Origin of the sequence: Nostoc sp., from assembly GCF_036919595.1 — a bacterium.
Classification (GTDB): Bacteria; Cyanobacteriota; Cyanobacteriia; order Cyanobacteriales; family Nostocaceae; genus Nostoc.
In genome coordinates, this window is record NZ_JBALCO010000157.1 from 49,876 (window position 1) to 70,165 (window position 20,290).

7 protein-coding genes and 1 pseudogene are annotated in these 20,290 nt (G+C 38.1%); 2 read left to right on the forward strand and 6 right to left on the reverse strand.

Annotated features, from left to right (window positions below; genetic code table 11):
- Window positions 1-844: 844 nt before the first annotated feature.
- Entirely contained in the window at window positions 845-2,203 is a 1,359-nt protein-coding gene (locus tag V7K21_RS24235) for a right-handed parallel beta-helix repeat-containing protein (RefSeq protein ID WP_335177744.1), read from the forward strand.
- Window positions 2,204-2,788: 585 nt separating this feature from the next.
- Here the strand turns inward: V7K21_RS24235 and V7K21_RS24240 are convergent.
- The 6 genes from V7K21_RS24240 to V7K21_RS24265 all read right to left on the reverse strand — a co-directional run bounded on the left by V7K21_RS24240 (window position 2,789) and on the right by V7K21_RS24265 (window position 12,468).
- Complete coding sequence (locus V7K21_RS24240; RefSeq protein WP_335177746.1) at window positions 2,789-5,002, reverse strand: GumC family protein; 2,214 nt, start codon at window positions 5,000-5,002, stop codon at window positions 2,789-2,791.
- A 536-nt stretch (window positions 5,003-5,538) separates the two neighbouring features.
- Window positions 5,539-6,732 (reverse strand): glycosyltransferase family 4 protein, encoded by a 1,194-nt coding sequence (locus V7K21_RS24245; protein WP_335177748.1) that lies wholly within the window; start codon window positions 6,730-6,732, stop codon window positions 5,539-5,541.
- A gap of 164 nt (window positions 6,733-6,896) precedes the next feature.
- Window positions 6,897-7,955 (reverse strand): glycosyltransferase family 4 protein, encoded by a 1,059-nt coding sequence (locus V7K21_RS24250; protein WP_335177750.1) that lies wholly within the window; start codon window positions 7,953-7,955, stop codon window positions 6,897-6,899.
- A gap of 173 nt (window positions 7,956-8,128) precedes the next feature.
- Window positions 8,129-9,355, reverse strand: coding sequence for an O-antigen ligase family protein (locus V7K21_RS24255; protein ID WP_335177752.1), 1,227 nt, complete (start codon window positions 9,353-9,355; stop codon window positions 8,129-8,131).
- A 148-nt stretch (window positions 9,356-9,503) separates the two neighbouring features.
- Entirely contained in the window at window positions 9,504-10,601 is a 1,098-nt protein-coding gene (locus V7K21_RS24260; RefSeq protein WP_335177754.1) for a glycosyltransferase family 4 protein, read from the reverse strand.
- A 424-nt stretch (window positions 10,602-11,025) separates the two neighbouring features.
- The gene (locus tag V7K21_RS24265; RefSeq protein ID WP_335177756.1) at window positions 11,026-12,468 is read right to left on the reverse strand and encodes a sugar transferase; all 1,443 of its coding nucleotides are present in this window, start codon (window positions 12,466-12,468) and stop codon (window positions 11,026-11,028) included.
- A 1,711-nt stretch (window positions 12,469-14,179) separates the two neighbouring features.
- On the opposite strand from V7K21_RS24265, the pseudogene V7K21_RS24270 reads away from it, so the two are divergent.
- A pseudogene (locus V7K21_RS24270) lies at window positions 14,180-20,089 on the forward strand (amino acid adenylation domain-containing protein); the annotation flags it as partial.
- Window positions 20,090-20,290: the final 201 nt, after the last annotated feature.

The window sequence follows — 20,290 nt, forward strand, 5'->3', positions numbered from 1 at the left end:
AGGCAAGAATAAACGATAGAGCCGTACTCTTGTAGAGAAGCAAGCTACACAAAGCGTCTCTTATTTCAAAGAAAAAGCTTTTGATTTACTGAGAATAGCCGTTCTCGTACTCCTACAGACAAGCAAGCTACGCGCCGCCTCGACCACAAAAGAAGACAAGACTAGGGTACAGAACTGGCTTGCCTTTTGGTTCGCTTACTCAAAAATTGTATTTTCTATCCACATTTGAGGGTAGTTTTAGGTACTATTACTTATTTAAAAATCCTGTAGACCTAAAGTCATCACTGAAAATTACTAATTTACCATTGATAGGCTATTTCAAACTTTGTTTTAGTTACTCTAATTTTTTATGATAATGAGAATCTTTTAGAATTTGAAGGCGATAATTACAGCCTATGCCTTTATTATACTCATTTTTTGATTATCATTATTATAAGAATTATTTAAGTAAATTAACTGATTGATGACAGATATACTATCTTAACCACAGATACCACGTATACACAGTACAATGATGTCGAATTGGAAATGATGGCATTTGTACACTTGCTTCGTGTGCATTTATTGAGTATCTCTGGATACTGATAATTTTTCTTCAGTACTTTTACCAGATATGTGCCAGTTTTTGGAAAACGAGATAAAAAGGCTTTTCAGCCGTATTTACGTGGAAATTCTCAGGTGGTAACCTAATAAACCATGTATAAACTTAACAAACGGCAGTTACACGACCAGATCCAATATTGAGTCATTTACTAAGGCTAGAGCTACTGACCGTTGACGATTCAGTTTTTGCAACATACCCTATTTTTTCCCTATGATGATTCATGGTTTCGGTTTTCTCAGTTTGAGCGCATCTCTTGTACTTCCCTGGGCATTAACAGGTCTGGTTACAGGAGAGAGAATAACAGAGTCTTTAGCTAAAGATGTTCGTCAGTCATTCACTGATCAGGAAATCCCACTACCAAGCCGCAAGCTGATCAGTGCTATTTCAACTAAGACAACATACTATGTTAGTAGTAACGGAAACGACAGAAATAGCGGACTCTCTACCTCATCAGCGTTTAAGACACTTGAAAGGGCAGCAGACCTGACTGACCCTGGGGATACAGTACTCATTATGAATGGAGTATACAAGAATACAAGCAAAGTTGGAACAGTACTAGATATTAAACGCTCTGGAAGGGCAGATGCATGGATTACGTATAAAGCATATCCTGGACATCGGCCGAGACTTCAAAGCAATGGATGGCATGGAGTTTTAATTTCCAATGGAGCGTCATATATTGAGGTAAACGGGCTGGAGGTTGTAGGGAATAATAGCAATATAACCCTTGCTTATGCTCGGAGTCAGCAGAATAACAAATCAAACCCGCTGACAAATGGAGGCTGTATTGCCATAAATGGAAAAAACAATCGTCTCACCCACCATATACGTATTCTGAATAACAAGGTACACGATTGTGGAGGTGGAGGTATTGGAGTGGTGGAATCGGACTATGTGACAGTGGATAAGAACGAGGTGTTTAATAATGCTTGGTACTCAGTCTTCGCCTGTAGCGGTATTGGGGTGCTCACCTCTCGGAATTATGACAACAGCCAAAATTATAAGATAGTTGTGACCAGAAACAAGGTCTATAACAATCAAATGTTAATTCCCTGGTATCAGAACAAAAAGTTCCAAGACGGTAATGGCATTATTGTTGACAGTACCAGAAGGTTTGGGTATAAAGGACGTACTTTGATTGCAGACAATATCTCATATAAAAATGGTGGTTCGGGCATTCATACTTATGAAAGCGAACATGTAGATATTGTTAACAACACAGCTTATCTGAATAACCAGACTCCGGTAATTAATTACGGGCAAATCATGAGTAATCATTCAAGTGATATCAAAGTTTTCAATAACATCCTTTATTCTGCGCGTAACAGACCAATAAGCTCAATAAATCAAAGTCCCAACACTACTTTTAACTATAACCTTTACAACAACAATGGTTCTAGTCAAATTGCTGTCGGGCCTAATGATATTATGGCAGATCCACAGTTTATTAATGCCTCGACTGGTGACTTTAGACTGAAAAAGAAGAGTCCGGCAATCAATAGAGGTTTGAAGTGGAATAATTTAAAAACTGATGCTTTAGGCAACCCTCGTGTGTATGGTTCAGCCTCCGATAGAGGGGCATACGAAATGCGGTATTAGTTAACAATGCCCTTTGCCAATTTACGAAGATTAACATAAAACAAAACTGGATGATGCGTGCATCTGGTTGCCATCAGGTAAAACCCTGTATGGTTTTTATGAAAGGAATTTTTACTGTCCTATCTTCATGCACTGCGGCTCTCTGTTTTGCTTAACACCCAAACACACACTTATCTTGGGTCGTTTCGGCAAATAGTTAAACCTACTTCTCTTTTTTGCAAAAATATTGGGTAATCGATAGTATAACATAGGGTTGTATGGCAAAATCCTGATTTTTAGAAGGTTTTTGTCTACAACCCGTTGTTGTAACCCACATTCCGAACCTGATATAAAACCTTGATTTTAATGCTGCAGCATAAATAAGGCGGCGGTAGAACCAAATTAAATATAGTCTCTTTATTTATGGGACTTAGACAAAAAATACCCAATAATTGAGCCTCAAATTTATACTTTTTCTCAAATAATAAGGCGACGTTATTTGATTTGGATAAAGTCGAGATAAACAATTTGGGGTTAGAGAAACTACGAAATTTTAGTCAATAGTTTATTGATATGTCTTTTAGTAGCCCCTAAACTTTGGATATTTTACTTTTTTGCAAGTCTTTTAAGTTCTTTTGTCAACTCCCTTGGTTTAAAATATTCATGCTCATGATATAAATAAATACTAGAATCATTTTTATCAATGATTCCATTTACGACTAAACCTAAGACGTTGTAATTGGATCTCTCTAATATCTCTTGAGCAGCGTTAGCACTATTAGAATCAATTACCCCAGGTCTAGCTACTAACAAAATCCCATCAGTCATTTGGCTTAAAGTCAAAGCATCGGCTGCCAAAAGGAGGGGAGGAGCATCAATAATTACAAAATCATAGTTATTTTGAGATGAGAAATTTTCAATTAATGATGCCATCCGTTTTGAGTCAAGCAAAGCAAGTGGGTTGGGAGGTCTAACTCCAGCAGTTAAGACATCAAGATTATCCATTACCTTAGATACAGTAATGTCAAATTCAGCCTGACCTACAAGAACCTCGCTCAAACCAACTGCATTGGTTAATTGCCAGAGATGATGCTGAGAAGGAACTCGCATATCTGCATCAATTAGTAAAACTTTACGTCCTAGTTGAGCGATCGCTGCTGCCAAATTAGCTGAAACTGTAGACTTGCCTTCTTTAGGAACTGCGCTAGTTACCACGATAGTTTTGAGCACTTTATCTGAACTCAGGAATTTCAAATTGGCTTGAATCATCCGGTACATTTCACTCGTCAAAGAGTGGGGCGTATCTCTGACAGCAATTGTTTGAACTGTTGATTCTGAATTTGAATAACGGGAGCGAATTTTTTTAACAGACAAAGGAACAATTCCCAGCAAAGTATAGCCAAATACATCTCTGACTTCCTTAAGTGTTTTCAGAGATCTATCTCTCATTCCTAGAAAGAGAACAGTTGTAGTGGCCAAAAATAAACCGAACATTACTCCTAACACTAAAACGATAATTTTTTTGCCTTGTACTGGCTTATTAGGAACTGAAGCCTGAGCAATAATCCGCGAGCTGGCTGTATTTGTATTCTCAACTAACTGTAATTCCTGAACCTTTTTCAGTAGAGTTTGATATGTCGATTCTGCAACATCAACTTTCCGTTCTAACTCCCGCTGATTTTGTGCTAACTGGGGTATGATTTTCACTCGCTGTTCGTAGGTAGAACGGGAATTATTTAGAGAGGAAAGTCTTTTAATTAAGCCAAAGCGCTGTATTTCTGACTGGAGAAAATTTTCGATCAGGTTTTGTCTGAGTTCTCCAATCTGCAATAGGTTCTGCGGAATTTGTGTTTGATTGCCAACAGTCTGACCAATTTGCTGTTGCAGGAGAGATTTTAAGCTAGCTTTTTTTGCTACTAAGTTAACAATTACGGGGTTGTCATCTAGGAAACGGCTACGCTCAATCGCTAGCTGTTGGTCGGTTTCTTGAAGTTGTGTAAGAATTCCCTGGACTGCAGGTGACTGACTGAGGGCACTCACAGCGATCGCTTGCTGAGAATTTAGCTCTACTTTCTGGCGCAGCTCATTGGTTTGGGCGTTTACCTCATCCAATTGAGCCTTAACAGTATCCATCTCACTGTCTAGATTTCCAATAGTCGTAACGGCTGACTTTGTCTCCTCTGATAAATCTGCTATCTGATGCTTCTGTTTAAATATACGTAGTGCTACTTCTGCATTATTAACAGCTTCTTGAGTTTTAGGAAGCTGCCTGGCAATAAATTGACGAGTTGCTGCTGCCTCAGAGCGATTTGTCAGAATATCATTTTCTAAATAAAGCTTCATGATTGTGTTGACCACTGCCGCTGATTGTTCGGGGTCACGGCTGGTATAGCTAATTCGCAATACATCTGTGCCGCCAACAATTTTCATGGGCACAGATTTTCGTAGTTTTTCTACTTCCAGAGGTTTACCTTCTTGGTCTTTAAGTCGTAGTTTGTCTATTACTTGCTGCAATAAAATAGGTGAAGAAATAACTTCAATTTGAGTGTTTATCGGATTTTGAGTCGCTAGTAGGGATTTTAAATCTCCTGCATCTCCTCCTTCACTGTTAGTAGGCAAAAGATTAGATCCTACTACTTTAAAAGAAGGAATTCTAAATAATAGCTTTCCTTCAGCTTCATAGGATGGCTTCATAAATTGTGTAGCTATAGCACTGAGCATAACTGTAGCTGCAAATATTGCAGTAGCAGGTAGCCACCATCGTTTCAAGATCAATAAGTAACGACTAAGGTCTAAATCAATAGATTCTCTAGATTCCATAGATTTTTCCAACATAAATCTTCCAAAGTACAGATCTTAAGCAAGAAACTAAAAATTGACTTAGACAATGCACAAACCACTGCAATTGACAATACTGAACTGATGCGGTTTGACAATATGACAATAGTATAGACTATCCAAGTTACAAATTTAGTTCCGATTTTGGCACCATAATGCCATAGTGTTGATACGATGCTAATCAGCAAAAAACTTGTGAAATTCTAGATTTGAGGCGAGTTAAAGGTGTCATAACTCTCTGCCACACCATAAATCAACCCTTTAGCGCCACTACATTCATTTAAAGTTTTTTTGCCATTAGCCATTATTATTAAAATTTATTTCTCGATTATCAAGGGATTGATTTTTTTCCTCGAAGATTATTTATATGGTTCTCCCCCTTGTCAAATCACTCATGCTGTCCAAAGTTACTCAGCCCAGTAAAAACTCACCGTCTAGTCAGTTTGCGATTTTTGACCATAAATATCTACCCATTACTCAGCCTCACTTAATAGTGATTCCTGAATTTAAAGTAACTACTAGCTTTGCCAGATTTTATCATAAGCCTCTAACAGTTTCGGAGCTTGATATTGCCACTCAAGGATCTTCTCCATTCTGCGTCGCCCTTCGGCTCCTATCTTTTCTCTACGTTCAGGAGAATCTAGAAGCTCTAAAATTTTCTCGGCAAATTCCACCTCATTATTAGGCTTGGCATAAAGAGATGCTTCCTGTGCAGAACGTCTTCCCTCTCGCAAATCAAACTGGACAATTGCTTTTCCCATTGCCATGTATTCAAGGATTTTATTCATGGTACAGTTTTCGTTATAAGCAGATGTTGGAGAGGGTTCTACACACACATCGCAACTAGAAAGCCGCTCTAAAAGTTCCTCCCCTTGCTTAAACCCTGTAAATTCTACAAACTCACTCACTTCTAGCTCTTTAGATAAAACTTTAAGTTTTTCGGCTGCTGGTCCACTACCAATTAACATAAAGTGAATATCTTGGCGATTTTTTTTGCGGACAATGTAATATACCATTCTTAAGAGATAATCAATTCCCTCTGGTTCACCCATGACACCCATGTACCCTATCAAGTACTTCTTACCTCTACGGTAATTGAGATTTGGGGACATTCGGCAAAAACGGGAAAGGTCGGGTGCACTACGAACTACAAAGATTTTCTCTGGTTTCTTGTGCCCTCGGGTAAGAGCTACCTCTCGGTGTGACTCGTTCGTTGAAATTACTATATCTGCTGTGGCATAGGTTAAGCGTTCAGCCCAGCGTAATCCATGATAAAAAATATCCCGCCGTTGATACTTAGCTTCATACATCTCCGGACTGAGGTCATGATGATCGAAGATAACCCATGTACCATAAAATAATTTAAACCATCCTGCTACTAAAAAAAGTAAATCCGGCGGATTACAAATATGGATGACATCAAAACCACGCTCTTGCCATACCCGTTGAGCTAGACGGAATTGCCAGTTAATTGCCCAACTATACTCTCGAAGATACCCAATGACAGAACTTTCTTCTGGTGGTAGAGGATGACGGTAGACGTGAATCTGCTCGATAACCTCATAGTCTTTTTCAAAACCATTACCTGTGGGTGAAATTACACTAACTTCATACCCAGCTTTTTGCAGAGTAGTTGCTTCCATCCATACCCGCCGATCAAAGGGAACTGGCAGATTTTCAACGATAATTAGTACTTTTCTAGGTAATGCCATAATCTCAATTCTTAATGAGTTTAGTAAAAGACTGACTTGTCAGTTCTAAAATCTGCCTTTTTTGGGGAAATTTTAGTCATACCTGGCGAAACTGGACTTAATAACCTGCATATCTGCATCCTTATAGCTTTCAGTCTTGCAATTGCTAGCTGTTTACAGTCACATTATTGATCATTTGAATTTAATAGTGAACGATATAAATCAAGAAAAGAAACCCAGTGATTTTTAATATCAAGAGCAAAAACACTTGTTCTTGCTTTAGAACCTAGATCAAGCCTCAAACCATCATTTCCAATTAAAGACTTCATAGCATCTGATAACTGCTCAACATTACCTGAATTAACAATTAATCCATTTTCAGATTGAGTAACTATTTCAGGTATGCCTCCTACTGGTGTAACTATGACTGGTAACTCCCAAGCCATTGCTTCCAGCATTGCTAATGGAAGACCTTCGTTGTAAGAGGGCAACACAAAAACATCTGCTTTAGTTAAAAGAATATCACGTTCATCTGACCCTATCCAGCCAGGCAATTGTATATATTTTTCTAGATTTAAAGTCGTAACTAAATTACGTGCTTGTTCTATATCTCCATCTCCTGCCATAATCATACTTGATCTGGCTTGATATTCAGTAGGCAAAAAAGAAAAAGCTTTGATCAAATCAAATGCTCCTTTCCGTTGACCGATTCGTCCTAAAAAAAGTAAGTTCACTTTTTTAGAAACTGAACGGTCTGGAACTTCAGCAGGAATTTTTACTGGATTGTAAAAAACTACAACTTGTTCAGGTTTCAGACCAAGGTTTTCTATGTAGAAGCTTTTCCAGCTTTCAGATAAGACAATTAAGCGTTGACACTTGCCAAATACCCAACTTAATAATTTCTGGATCCATTTTGCAAGTCCAGCGTAAAAAAGATGAAATTGACTACCATGAGCATGTAAAATTATCGGCTTGTGAAATCCCCCAGCTAAAAGTATCATAATTGCTTGTCGGAAAACACTACCGCGCTGGGAAATTTGAATTTGAACAATATCAACTTCTTCCTTTATTAACATCCATAAAAATTTCCATATAGCTTTCAAAAAAACCATGACTTTTAGTGCTATAGATCCTTCCTCATGAGTAATAATATGACATATTTTGACTTCCGAAGGAGCATACGCCAAAAAAAGTTTCTCGTAACCGGAAATACCACCCTGCTGGAGTAAACTAGGGCCTAGCATGATAATCTTGAGAGTATTAGTTCGACACATAAGCTGTAATTTTTTAATAATTTGGTCTATCTTTGATTAATGTATCAATTAAAGAATCACAAGTTATCGTTTGATTGATTTTCCCAGATTCAAAGCGCTACCAAGCCTTTTTCTAAAACCGAGAAAGTCTATTTATTCTATTTTTACAGATTTGCGCGTGTAGAAAGTTTGTTTGATAATATTGCTGATACATAAAGTATCCATTCCACACTATTTTGCTCTAAAAATGTAGTTTCAGCAAGATTTGTAAGAATAATAACTGTAAAATAGACTAATAGCCATAAACTTTCAGATGTTTGATTCCACCGGATTAAATATATTGCTTTTAATAAATTAATAACGAACCCAATTAAAAAAACCGAGAATCCTAGTAGACCCAACTGTAGCCAGAGATCCAGAAAACCATTGTGAGAATTAGGAGCATTCCATTGTATCGTTTGTTGAACAATAGTAGACTCACTATTATTCTCTATCCAGAATGCTCCATAGCCATATCCTAGTAACGGTTTTTTCGCAATCATTTCCAACACAGCAGACCATATTTCTGAACGTCCAGTAAGTGTTGTGTCCTTACCTACTGAGCCTAAAATTGTATCCGCTTCTGATAAAAACCAGGTATAAAAAGCTATAGCAATGGTTGATATGAAGGTCAAAATAGGTATCATTACTTTATACTTTAAATGTAAAATTCGATAATATATAACAACAGCTGCTGTAATGATTATAAAATTAACCATAGATGTTGTTGATTTTGAGAAGAATATAAGTACTCCAGAAGTAACATACCCAAGCCATGAAATCCAGCGATTTTCTTGATTAGTCATGGCTTGGAAGAAAAATATTGCTGCACCTAATACAAATGTCTCGCCAAGACTATTCTTGCTTGGGTATATTCCTCGCCAACCAGCTCCATCAACATCGTTTCCAAGACCATATTGTGGTAGAAATATAACAAATAAGAAGCACATTACTGCTGAGAAGCCTAACATGTATGCACATAACTTCAGTTGCTCCTTTAAGGTGTAGCGTGAAGCTAAATAAAGTCCAAAGGTAGTTGTTGCTGCCAGAGCAAAAACGCGACGTACAGTAGTATCTGGATCTAAAGACCAAAAACTAGAAAGTGCACAAACTCCAATCAATGCCCAAATAAACTTATCTCTGCTAAAAACGTAAGTAACCTTCTTCCAGCGTAAAGCAATTAACGAAAGGCTAACTATATATGTAAAAGTAAAAAATAATCGAAATATACCTCTATCAGCGTCTTTTACGGTAAAGCCATCCGTCAGAAGAGGGATTAGCGGAGTTCCTGAGTAGATCATCAAGCAAGTTACTGTAAGTATTTGTTCAGCAGAAATTAAAAATTTCCTCATTTTTTATGATTATGTATACATATAGAAAACAGATTAAGCAAGTCAGGAATTCGTAGTTGGTAGTCTAAGTTGATTTTGAGAAATACTTTGTTTATCAGATTTGTAATTATTATTTTCGTTAAATGCCAAACTAATAAGTACAGTTGTATTAATATCTCATTTTTATAGTTTTTTGATAAACTTCCACAGTTTGACCAGCAATATTTGACCAATTTAAATCTTCCTGAGAGCGAGCTAGTGCCGCTGTTTGCATACCTTGTTGCAAGTTGCGATCCTTTAGCAAACAAATGATAGCATCAGCTAGAGCTGAAACGTCACGGGGTGGAACTAATAACCCATCTTTTTTATGTTGAACTATCTCACTCAATCCCCCTACTTCAGAAGCTACAACCAGCGTTCCCATTCCATAAGACAAAGCTGCCACACCACTTTGAGACGCTTCGATATATGGCAAAACTGTTGCCGTGCTGCGTTTAAATAGATTACTTACTTCTTCAAGGGGGATAAAGTCATTGATAATCTTGTAACGTTTCTCATCATAACCATTAGGAAAATATTGCCTTATGTTTTCTCCCTTTCCAGCAATAATCAACTTAACTTCAGGTATACATTCAGCAATTAAGGGCATAGCTTCAAGCAAATATTTCAATCCCTTATAAGGCAATATACGTCCAAAAAATAGCAAGGTACATGGCTCACGGGCTTGAATATTTTGACTACTTCGACGCTCATACAAACTACCAAGTTCCCCATGAGGTAAAACATTAACTCGCTCTTGAGGTATACGAAATTGCTCAATTAAAATCTTTTTTAGTTGATTAGTATGGACAATCAATTGTTGGGAACGGTAGAAGCCAATACGTTTGGTATACTCGGAACCAAATGCAGTGCTGTTATCCCCTGGGTGACGGAATATATCGTGGATGGTTGTCACCAATGGTGGCATTTTGTTGAGTAATAAAGTCCAATCGTACCAAGGATCGTTAGTTTCTTGCACATGTAAAACATCTGGCTGTATGTTTTTGATGATATGCATCATACTGCCCATAGACAAGAGGTTGCGTGGATCGCGAATCCGTGGTTTTTTAAAACTAATGACGCGGATATTGGAATCGAGAACCTTACTACATACATCTGAGATTTTTTCTGGATGAATTAGCGTTAAATCAACATATTTAATCAAACTGTTTGCTAATTCGATGGTGTAGTCTTCAAAGCCAAAATGTAATAGAGCAACCTTAATCATAATTAAAATTATATTTTCATTTAAATTATTTATTTAATCAACAAATTTAGATGCATTACTAGCAGGATTTTTTCTTAAACAATTTACAAAACTATTAAAAGTTTTATCCACAAAAAATGAAACCCACCAAACGCACGAATACCTAGAAAACTTACAAATAAACCATAGGCACAAATTGCAATAATTAGAGTGAACATAAAATATAAGCTAATTTTTTGCAATAAGATGAATACAATTAGCATTAAAACGCTTATCATTAAGGGTCTAATTATAATTTGCCATAAGTTTATTCTTAAATGATTAATTCAGTTAATTCGCTTATTTTGAATTATCAATATTTATATATGTCATAACTTGACTTTTTCAGATATATATAGTCAGAAGTTTTTCTAGCCGTTATATACATACCTGGCTTTGTTTTTCCTTAGTAAGCACCTTCTTTTTTCAAAACTACCATAACTGTTTTGAGCAGAATTTCAAAGTCTAACCCAAGCGACCAATTTTCAATGTAGCTAAGATCAAGATTAATCACTTGTTCAAAATCTAAAATATCCGAGCGACCTGAGACTTGCCAAAGACCTGTAATACCAGGTAAAACTTCATGTCGGATAAAATGATGTTCAGAAAACTTATCAACATCTCTAGTAGGTAAAGGGCGAGGTCCTACTATACTCATTTCTCCAAAGATAACATTAAAAAGTTGAGGTAATTCGTCTAAGCTGTAACGACGAAGAAATTTTCCAACACGGGTAATGCGAGGATCATCTTTAATTTTAAAGATAATCCCATCTTTCGCTTCATTTAATGCTTCTAATTCTTTCTGTAATTTTTCCGCATCAGACCTCATAGTTCTGAATTTCCATACTTTAAACTGTTGCCCATGTAAACCTATACGGGTTTGTCTGTAAAATATTGTGCCGGGAGAGTCCAGTTTTATAGCTATGGCTATAGCTATATAAATAGGGAATGATAACATTACAAATAAAGCCGCGAAGCAAAAATCACAACTGCGCTTTATCCAAAAATCTTTACCTGTAATTATTGGACAATCCAAGCTGAGACAAGGCATTCCTCCTATTCTATTAAATTCTACATTTTTATAAATCGGTTTTAATTCCATTGGCAAAATATGGACTTGGATGCCAGATGCTTGAAATAACCAGCATAAAAACATTCTGTTTTTTAGAGCATCCCAAGATATAAAAACTTCTGTTACAGCTAATTGATTAAGTTGATTCAAGGTTTGCTGACGTTGATATCTGTCTAATGAATTAGCATTTGCGGTTCCAGATACAATGTAATGTTTTTCTTTTTTTATAAAACTAGCAATCTGTTCATGATCTTGAGGATCACAAATAATGAATACAGAAGAACGAACTATTTTTTTCTGCTTACGCAGATATTCAAGAGCAATATTTACAGCATATCTACCAGTACAAATAAATAATATACTTAGTACCCAAGATAATAAAATTAATCTGGGACGTGTAATATCAACAACTGGTTTATACAAAGAACAAACAAGAAGAATTAATCCATGAGCAAAAGTTAGTGATTTGATGATATTGAAATAGTCATAGCGTTTTTGACCTTCTCGATAAATACCTTGGACAGCTAGTGATCCTATTTGAATCCCAATAGTTATTAAAATCGGTAAATAATGACTCGGTCTATACCAAATAAAATCCCCATAATAAGATTGATATCCAGCTAAAACCCAAGCTAAGGATAAAAGAGTATAGTCTACTAAAAACAATGTTATTAATCTCAACCACCACGAACCCTTACGTACCCGGACAAATGCAGATGCACGTAAATCCAAAGGCACTTCACTGAATTTATTTGTTGTGATGCTTTGATTACTCATAGTTAGGAACACTTAATGTAGTTATTTTATGAAAACTTATATAAGACAAGTAGGAAATCTCACATTTTTCCTTAAAAGAAACTTGGGCTTTGTAGTCTACTATTAACCATTTTGTTTGGAGTAACTTTAAGTTCTTAAGCAAAAGCATTTTCTAAGGTCGGTTTAAGTGCGGTTACTACCCAGATATTTAGCTTTTGTTGCAGGGTAAAATCCAGTTTAGTCTGGAAATTTTGAGCTTTAATGCCAAAAAAAGGATTTGTTGGTAAGTTAACTTAATAGTTGAATAAAATCCCTAACCTAATAACAAGTAGGTCAGGTATAAATATTAGGATTTTTAAGGTGCGTAATAGTTTAATTGAATTACTACAGTTCCATTGCATAGTTGCACTTCTATGAAACAATAATAATGATATTCCTTCCTAAATTACTGTAGCATGTTTAGCTAGACTAATTTAGCCTTGCTGAGAAGTTCTCTTTTTGTTTACGCATAATTACTGATTAAGAAAACTTACAAACATAACTTATAACAAAATGCATCAAAAATTTGATTATTGTTACAAAACTTTACATATTGAAGATTGTGGTTATTGGGTAGTTTCATGGGCATCTGTAGACAATTGTTCACAGATTAATGAAAAAAATTATAAGAACTGGAAATCATATCAACAAGGCTTAATATCTGTAAGTCCTGCCATATCTTGTTTATAGACATTTTTCCTTCTGGCAGAGAGCTATTTTTTTTGTGCCTGTAACATTGCATTTTGGATCGTTCTAATCTTGAACTATCAAAAATTTAGGGATTGGGCCGATGGCATCACCATAAAAAATTAACATTGGATTTGCTTGCTGCAAGTCTTAGCTTGTAGCCAAAGGGCTTGAATGGGTGTTCGCTGCAAGAAAAACTGAAGATTTTATTTGTATTTTACGTCACATTGATATATATGTTAAGTCCATCTGCAAAATTTTAGCTTCATATATGCTTTATCTATAGTGAGATGAGACCCACGTGATGAGGGTTTCACTGAGTCGGTATGAGTAGGAAAGCACAAATTAAAGATAACTATCTCAAGAAAAATGAACGAGGCTAAAACCCTCTTTTTCCCAGCCTCCTGCATTCTTCTAATGATAACTTTTTACACCGAGCTACTTAATTATTTAAGCCAATTATAATTATAGCTTTACATTATTTTTACATATAAAGAAACATAATGAAGATTCGGTAATAATTATTTTTTCATTTAGCAAATTGTTATAAAAAACGATAAAGTCTTTTCAGTATTGTATTTAGTCAATCTAAGTATGTGAAAAAATATTTGCCAAAAAAAGGTAAAGTTGCAAATAAAATGCTTTTGTCTGACTGGATCTTAACAATGCAACAGTGCATTTTTTGATTCTAATCTGATTTAAAAGTTTTAATTAGAGAGTTACGAATAAAAATATGGGAATTATTATGTTAAATATAAATCGATTAACTGGAGCTTGAAATACCAATTATCTTTTAAAATGCGTATAGGTCTACGTTCGGCTTTGCCATTCACGCAGCGTCCCGCTCTTAAAGCAAGGTAGGCTTTACTTGTATAAATTTAGACTTTTTTTTAAAAGCGTTAATATGCAGCATTACATATAATAAATAATTTGTTATAAACACACCATACATATTAATAAATAAATTAAAAAAATGCTATTTCTTGATGGAGTTGATATATAGAAAATGCAGATAAATAGCCAGACTTCAGAATATAAGCAAAATATTCCGTTAGATACCTTAAGTCAAATTATTGGCACTCAAGTTTTACAGGAATGGAATGAAACCCAAGCAGTTCATCATCACAATTTGTGCATCCATCAAATGTTTGAGATGCAAGTAGAGCGATCGCCCCAAGCCATTGCTGTAGTATTTGAAAATACACAACTTACTTATCGGCAGTTAAACCACCGGGCCAATCAACTAGCGCACTACCTACGTGCTTTAGATGTTGGGCCTGAAGTACTTGTAGGCATCTGCCTAGAACGCTCCTTGGAGATGATCGTAGGACTGCTGGGAATTCTTAAAGCTGGAGGTGCTTATGTACCTTTAGATCCTGGATATCCTTCAGAGCGTTTAGGCTTCATTTTGGAAGACACCCAGACATCAGTATTGTTAACCCAAGAAAAATTTGTCAAAAATCTACCACCGCATCAAGCACAAGTAATTTGTCTGGACTCAAACTGGCAAGGGAATATCCGAAACAGTCAAGAAAATCCTGTAAATGAGACAACGGCTGATAATCTCATCTACGTAATCTACACATCAGGATCTACAGGACAGCCCAAGGGTGTAATGATCCCTCACCGGGGGATTTGCAATCAACTGTACTGGAAGCAAACAACTTTTGGATTAACTCAGGCTGACAAAGTTTTACTGACTATTTCTTTTAGCTTCGACCCTTCAGTGTGGCAGATATTCTGGCCATTGTGCTTCGGAGGGCAATTGATCATGGCTCGCCCTGGTGGACATCAAGATACTGCCTACCTTGTGAAGGTGATTACTGAGCAGCAAATCACTGTTTTGGCCTTAGTCCCTTCTATATTGCGTGTCTTATTGGAAGAGAAGGGAATTGAGAATTGCCGATTCATCAAGCATATTACCTGCGGTGGTGAAGCTTTACCTAGCGAACTCATAGAACGCTTTTTTGCTCAACTGAATTTGGACAATGTTCTCCATAATTGCTATGGTCCGACAGAAGCTTCCATTGATACTACTTTCTGGACTTGCCAGCGCGGCACTAATTACGCCATTGCTCCCATTGGTCGCCCGATTACTAATGCAGAGATTCACATCCTCGATGAAAATTTGCAGCCTGTGCCTTTTGGTGAATCAGGTGAACTGCACATTGGCGGTATTGGTCTAGCGCGAGCCTATCTTAACCGTCCAGAATTGACCATAGATAAGTTCATTTTCGACCCTTTTAGTTCTAAAAGAGGGGCCCGTCTTTACAAAACTGGGGATTTAGCACGTTATTTGAGCGATGGTAACATTGAGTTCCTTGGTCGTATTGACCACCAAGTGAAAATACGTGGCTTCCGAATTGAATTGGGAGAAATTGAAACCATATTAGTTCAACATCCGGCACTTACACAGACTCTAGTCATAGCTAGAGAGGATGTTCCTGGTGACAAGCAACTCGTGGCATATATTGTTGCCAGTCCAGAGCAAATCCCTAGCCAGTCTGAATTGCGTAACTTTTTGGAAACTCGGCTACCTGAATACATGGTGCCTAATTTCTTTGTATTTTTGGACACCCTACCATTAAATCCCAACGGTAAAATAGACCGCCACGCCTTGCCTGCACCGGATACATTTACTTTTAGGCTCTCAACTAACTTTGTTCCACCTAAGAACTCAACAGAAGAAGTTTTAGCTACCATCTGGGCGAAAGTTTTGCGTCTGGAACAAGTAGGCATCCACGACAATTTTTTTGAATTGGGAGGTCATTCACTGCTGGCTACTCAAGTGATGTCTCGGGTTCGCCAAGCCTTTCGGATAGAAATACCGTTGCAACTCTTATTTGAGAATCCAACGATCGCTACTTTAGTTCAAGCGTTGGCCCAAAATGAGAGTCAAGAAAATGATCCCCAAAATCAAACTATTCCCCAAATAGCCAAGTGGGAGTCAGCCCCTTTATCCTTTGCCCAGCAGCGAGTGTGGTTTTTGCAGCAGTTGCAACCCAATAGCCGAGCATATATCCTCTCGAATGCACAGCGCTTAACGGGCAAGTTAAATGCGCGTGTCTTACAACAGTCATTAGATGCGATCGTTGTCCATCATGAGACACTGCGAACAAACTTTACTACATCACTTGATGGTAGCCCCATACAAGTAATTGGCACGCCTCGGCCAGTGGAATTCAAAATAATTAAGGTAGCACCGGAGCAAGTGGAATGTCTTCTAAATCAAGAGGCGCAACGCCCCTTCAACTTAGAATCTGACTTGATGCTGAGAGCTACTTTGCTCCAGATAGATGAACAGGAGCATATACTCTTGTTGGTTATGCACCACATCGCCTCAGATGGTTGGTCAATAGGCATTATCGAGCAGCAGTTAGCAGACGTTTATCAAGCCTTTTTGAGCGGTAAGCCTTCCCCCCTGCCAAAATTGCCTATTCAGTATGCAGATTTTGCTGTGTGGCAGCACCAATGGTTATCAGATGAAATACTCTCCAGTCAAATTAATTATTGGAAAACTCAGTTAGCAGGTGCTAATACTGTATTAGAATTACCAACCGACCGACCACGCCCACCAGTCCAAACTTATCAGGGAGCAGTCCAATCCCTGATGTTACCCCAAAAGCTGAGTGCATCCCTAAAAGAACTCTCGCATCAGCAGGGTGTCACCCTATTCATGACATTGCTGGCGGCTTTTGGGATAATATTGCACCGCTACACTGGGCAAGAAGACATTCTCATCGGTTCTCCTATTGCTGGTCGCAACCAAGTTGAAACCGAAGGGTTGATTGGGTTCTTTGTCAATACCCTAGCTATACGCACTAACCTTTCCGGCAACCCAAGTTTCCAACAGTTACTTAGTCAAGTTCGAGAAGTAACACTAGGAGCTTATGCCCACCAAGACCTACCCTTCGAGAAGCTAGTAGAAGAACTACAGCCAGAACGAGATTTGAGCCACTCGCCCTTGTTTCAGGTAATGTTTGCCTTCCACAATACCCCAAGCGAACTCTGGGAACTTCCGGGATTGACCATTACCCCTCTAGAAGTCCATAATGATACCGCAAAGTTCGAGCTTACCCTCGATATTAAAGAAACTTCAGAAGGGATCAAAGGTGGAATTGAATACAACACAGACTTATTCGATGCTACAACGATCGCTCGAATGCTGGGGCATTTCCAAACTTTACTTGAAGGTATCGTCGCCAACCCAGAACAGCATATTTCAAATTTACCTCTGTTAACAGCAGCCCAACAGCATCAGCTACTAATAGAGTGGAATAATACCCAAACTGACTACCCCAAAAATACCTGCATCCATCAGTTATTTGAAGCTCAAACCGAAAGAACTCCCAACGCCATTGCTGTAATCTTTGAGAACCAGCAACTAACTTACCAGCAACTCAATCACCGTGCTAATCAGCTAGCGCATTACCTGATATCACTGGGGGTCAAACCAGAGATGCCGGTGGGGATTTGTGTGGAGCGATCGCTAAATCTAATAGTTGGAATTTTAGGTATCTTGAAAGCAGGTGCAGCCTACGTACCCCTAGACCCAGCCTATCCCCAAGAGCGCTTGGCGTTCATGTTGCAAGACTCGCAAATTTCCATTTTATTAACTCAGCAACATTTATTAAAAACTCTTCCATCCCACCAAGCCCAAGTTATCTGTTTAGATAGCGACAGGGATTACATCGCCGCACATCAGCAAAATTCGCCACAAAGCTACATTGATCCCGATAATTTAATTTATATAATTTATACTTCTGGTTCCACAGGAAAACCTAAAGGTGTACAAATTACCCATCGCAGCGTCCTTAACTTCCTCACGGGGATGCAACAGCACCTACAATTAACCAACCTTGATAGTCTGTTGTCAGTTACCTCCCTATCTTTTGATATTGCGGTTTTAGAAATTTTTCTTCCCCTAACACTAGGAGCCAAGGTAATTTTAGTCAGTCGGGAAGTTACTGCCGACGGTTTACAGTTATTACAACAACTCAATAACTCTGCTGCAACTGTTATGCAAGCCACTCCTGTGACTTGGCAAATGTTACTAGAAGCGGGATGGAAAGGAAATGCCCAACTGAAAATTCTCTGTGGTGGTGAAGCCTTACCTGAAAATTTAGCTAACCACTTACGTCAAAGAGGTGCTGAAGTTTGGAACTTATATGGACCGACAGAAACAACTGTTTGGTCTACAATTCATCGGATTGAGCAGGAAGAAGCTTTAATGAGCATTGGCCGTCCTATAGCCAATACCCAGATTTACATTTTAGATAAATATTTGCAACCCGTCCCTGTAAGTGTTGCAGGCCAACTATATATTGGTGGTGCAGGGTTATCACGGGGTTATTTCCATCAGCCTAAATTAACAACAGAAAAATTTATTCCTAATCCATTCAGTTGCGACTTTGAAAGCCGTCTTTACAAAACAGGTGACTTAGCCCGTTACCTAAGTGATGGTAATATCGAATATCTTGGTCGCCTCGATAATCAAGTAAAAATTCGTGGTTTCCGCATCGAACTTGGAGAAATTGAAGCTTTATTAGCACAACACCCCAATATACAGCAAACTGTCGTCACAGCTAGAGTTGATAATCCAGAAAACCAGCGACTAGTCGCCTACATCGTTCCTCACCCAGAGCAGACACCAACCACAGACGAACTGCGCCACTTCCTCAAACAGAAACTGCCAGAATATATGGTGCCTAGTGCTTTCGTTTTTCTAGACACCTTACCCCTAACCCCCAACGGCAAAATCGACCGCCGCGCTTTACCAGCACCAGACTTAACAAGGCTTGATTCAGCAAACACCTATCTGGCTCCCCGTGATGAATTAGAATTCCAACTAACCAAAATTTGGGAACAAGTTCTGGGCATTCAGCCTATCGGTGTCAGGGACAACTTCTTTGAACTAGGAGGACACTCCATATTAGCAGTAAAACTGTTTTGGCAAATTGAAAAGACATTTAGTAAAAATCTGCCTCTTGCCATTCTGTTCCAGTCAGGTACTGTAGAGGCTCTAGCCAAAATAATTTGCCAAGAAGATATAGCAAGAAATTTGGCTTTAGTAAATACCTTAGACCAATCAAAATCTAGTTGGTCATCTCTGTTAGAAATTCAACCTAATGGTTCAAAACCACCTTTTTTCTGTATTCACGGACTGGGTGGAGAAGTCTTGTGTTTCCGTGAATTGGCGCTGCATCTAGGATCAGATCAACCATTCTACGCACTACAGCCACAAGGGCTAGATGGAAAACAGCCTTTGCATACGCGGATTGAAGACATGGCAACTCACTACATTCAAGAAATCCAGACGCTTCAGCCCAATGGCCCTTATTTTCTAGGAGGTTATTCTTTTGGGGGTATAGTTGCTTTCGAGATGGCTCAACAACTCCAAGAACAAGGCGAACAAGTTGGTATTTTAGTTATGGTTGATAGTTGTCGTCCAGGTTATAGCTGGCGGGCGTCATTTCTTAAACGAGTTTTTTTGCATTTAAATAAAATTGTTCAACAAGGGCCTACCTACCTTTGGCAAATGGCTGTGAGATGGAGTTATTGGCGTAAGCACCGTCTCAAAAATAGATATAACCGTTACTTGCAAGAGGTAGTTCATTTACCTGAAACTGACAAGCACTTAAAAATTATAGATGTTAACACTCAAGCCATCAGTGAATATATCTTTTCACCTTACCTTGGTCAAGTTATCCTCTTGCGAACAGAGGATCAAAGTCGGGACGAAGCTATAGGCATAGAATACGATCCTCAATTCGGGTGGGGCGACGTAGTTGCTGGAGAATTAGATGTCCATTACGTTCCCGGATCTCACCATGGCCTACTTAATGAGCCGCAGGTACAGGTGTTAGCCGAAACATTGAGAAATTGCTTAATCCAAGCGCAGTCTCTAAAGAATTAATTTGACAAGCTGCTACCTTCGCAAAAGAAGTCAACCGTCTGATAAACAATTGATAATTATTTGTTGATTCCTGGAAGAGTTGCTCAGTCTATAGGAGTAATTTTAGCGGTGATTAGAACACTCGCTCAAATCCCGTGGAAAATCTCCTGCTAAGTCCTGATACCATTTCTTTGTGAGGCTGCGCCAAATTTTTTTGGCTTG

Bases quoted from the DNA above. Each gene is read 5' to 3' on its own strand.
- V7K21_RS24240 (WP_335177746.1), bottom strand. From the start codon at position 5,002: ATGGAATCTAGAGAATCTATTGATTTAGACCTTAGTCGTTACTTATTG.
- V7K21_RS24245 (WP_335177748.1), bottom strand. From the start codon at position 6,732: ATGGCATTACCTAGAAAAGTACTAATTATCGTTGAAAATCTGCCAGTT.
- V7K21_RS24250 (WP_335177750.1), bottom strand. From the start codon at position 7,955: ATGCTAGGCCCTAGTTTACTCCAGCAGGGTGGTATTTCCGGTTACGAG.
- V7K21_RS24255 (WP_335177752.1), bottom strand. From the start codon at position 9,355: ATGAGGAAATTTTTAATTTCTGCTGAACAAATACTTACAGTAACTTGC.
- V7K21_RS24260 (WP_335177754.1), bottom strand. From the start codon at position 10,601: ATGATTAAGGTTGCTCTATTACATTTTGGCTTTGAAGACTACACCATC.
- V7K21_RS24265 (WP_335177756.1), bottom strand. From the start codon at position 12,468: ATGAGTAATCAAAGCATCACAACAAATAAATTCAGTGAAGTGCCTTTG.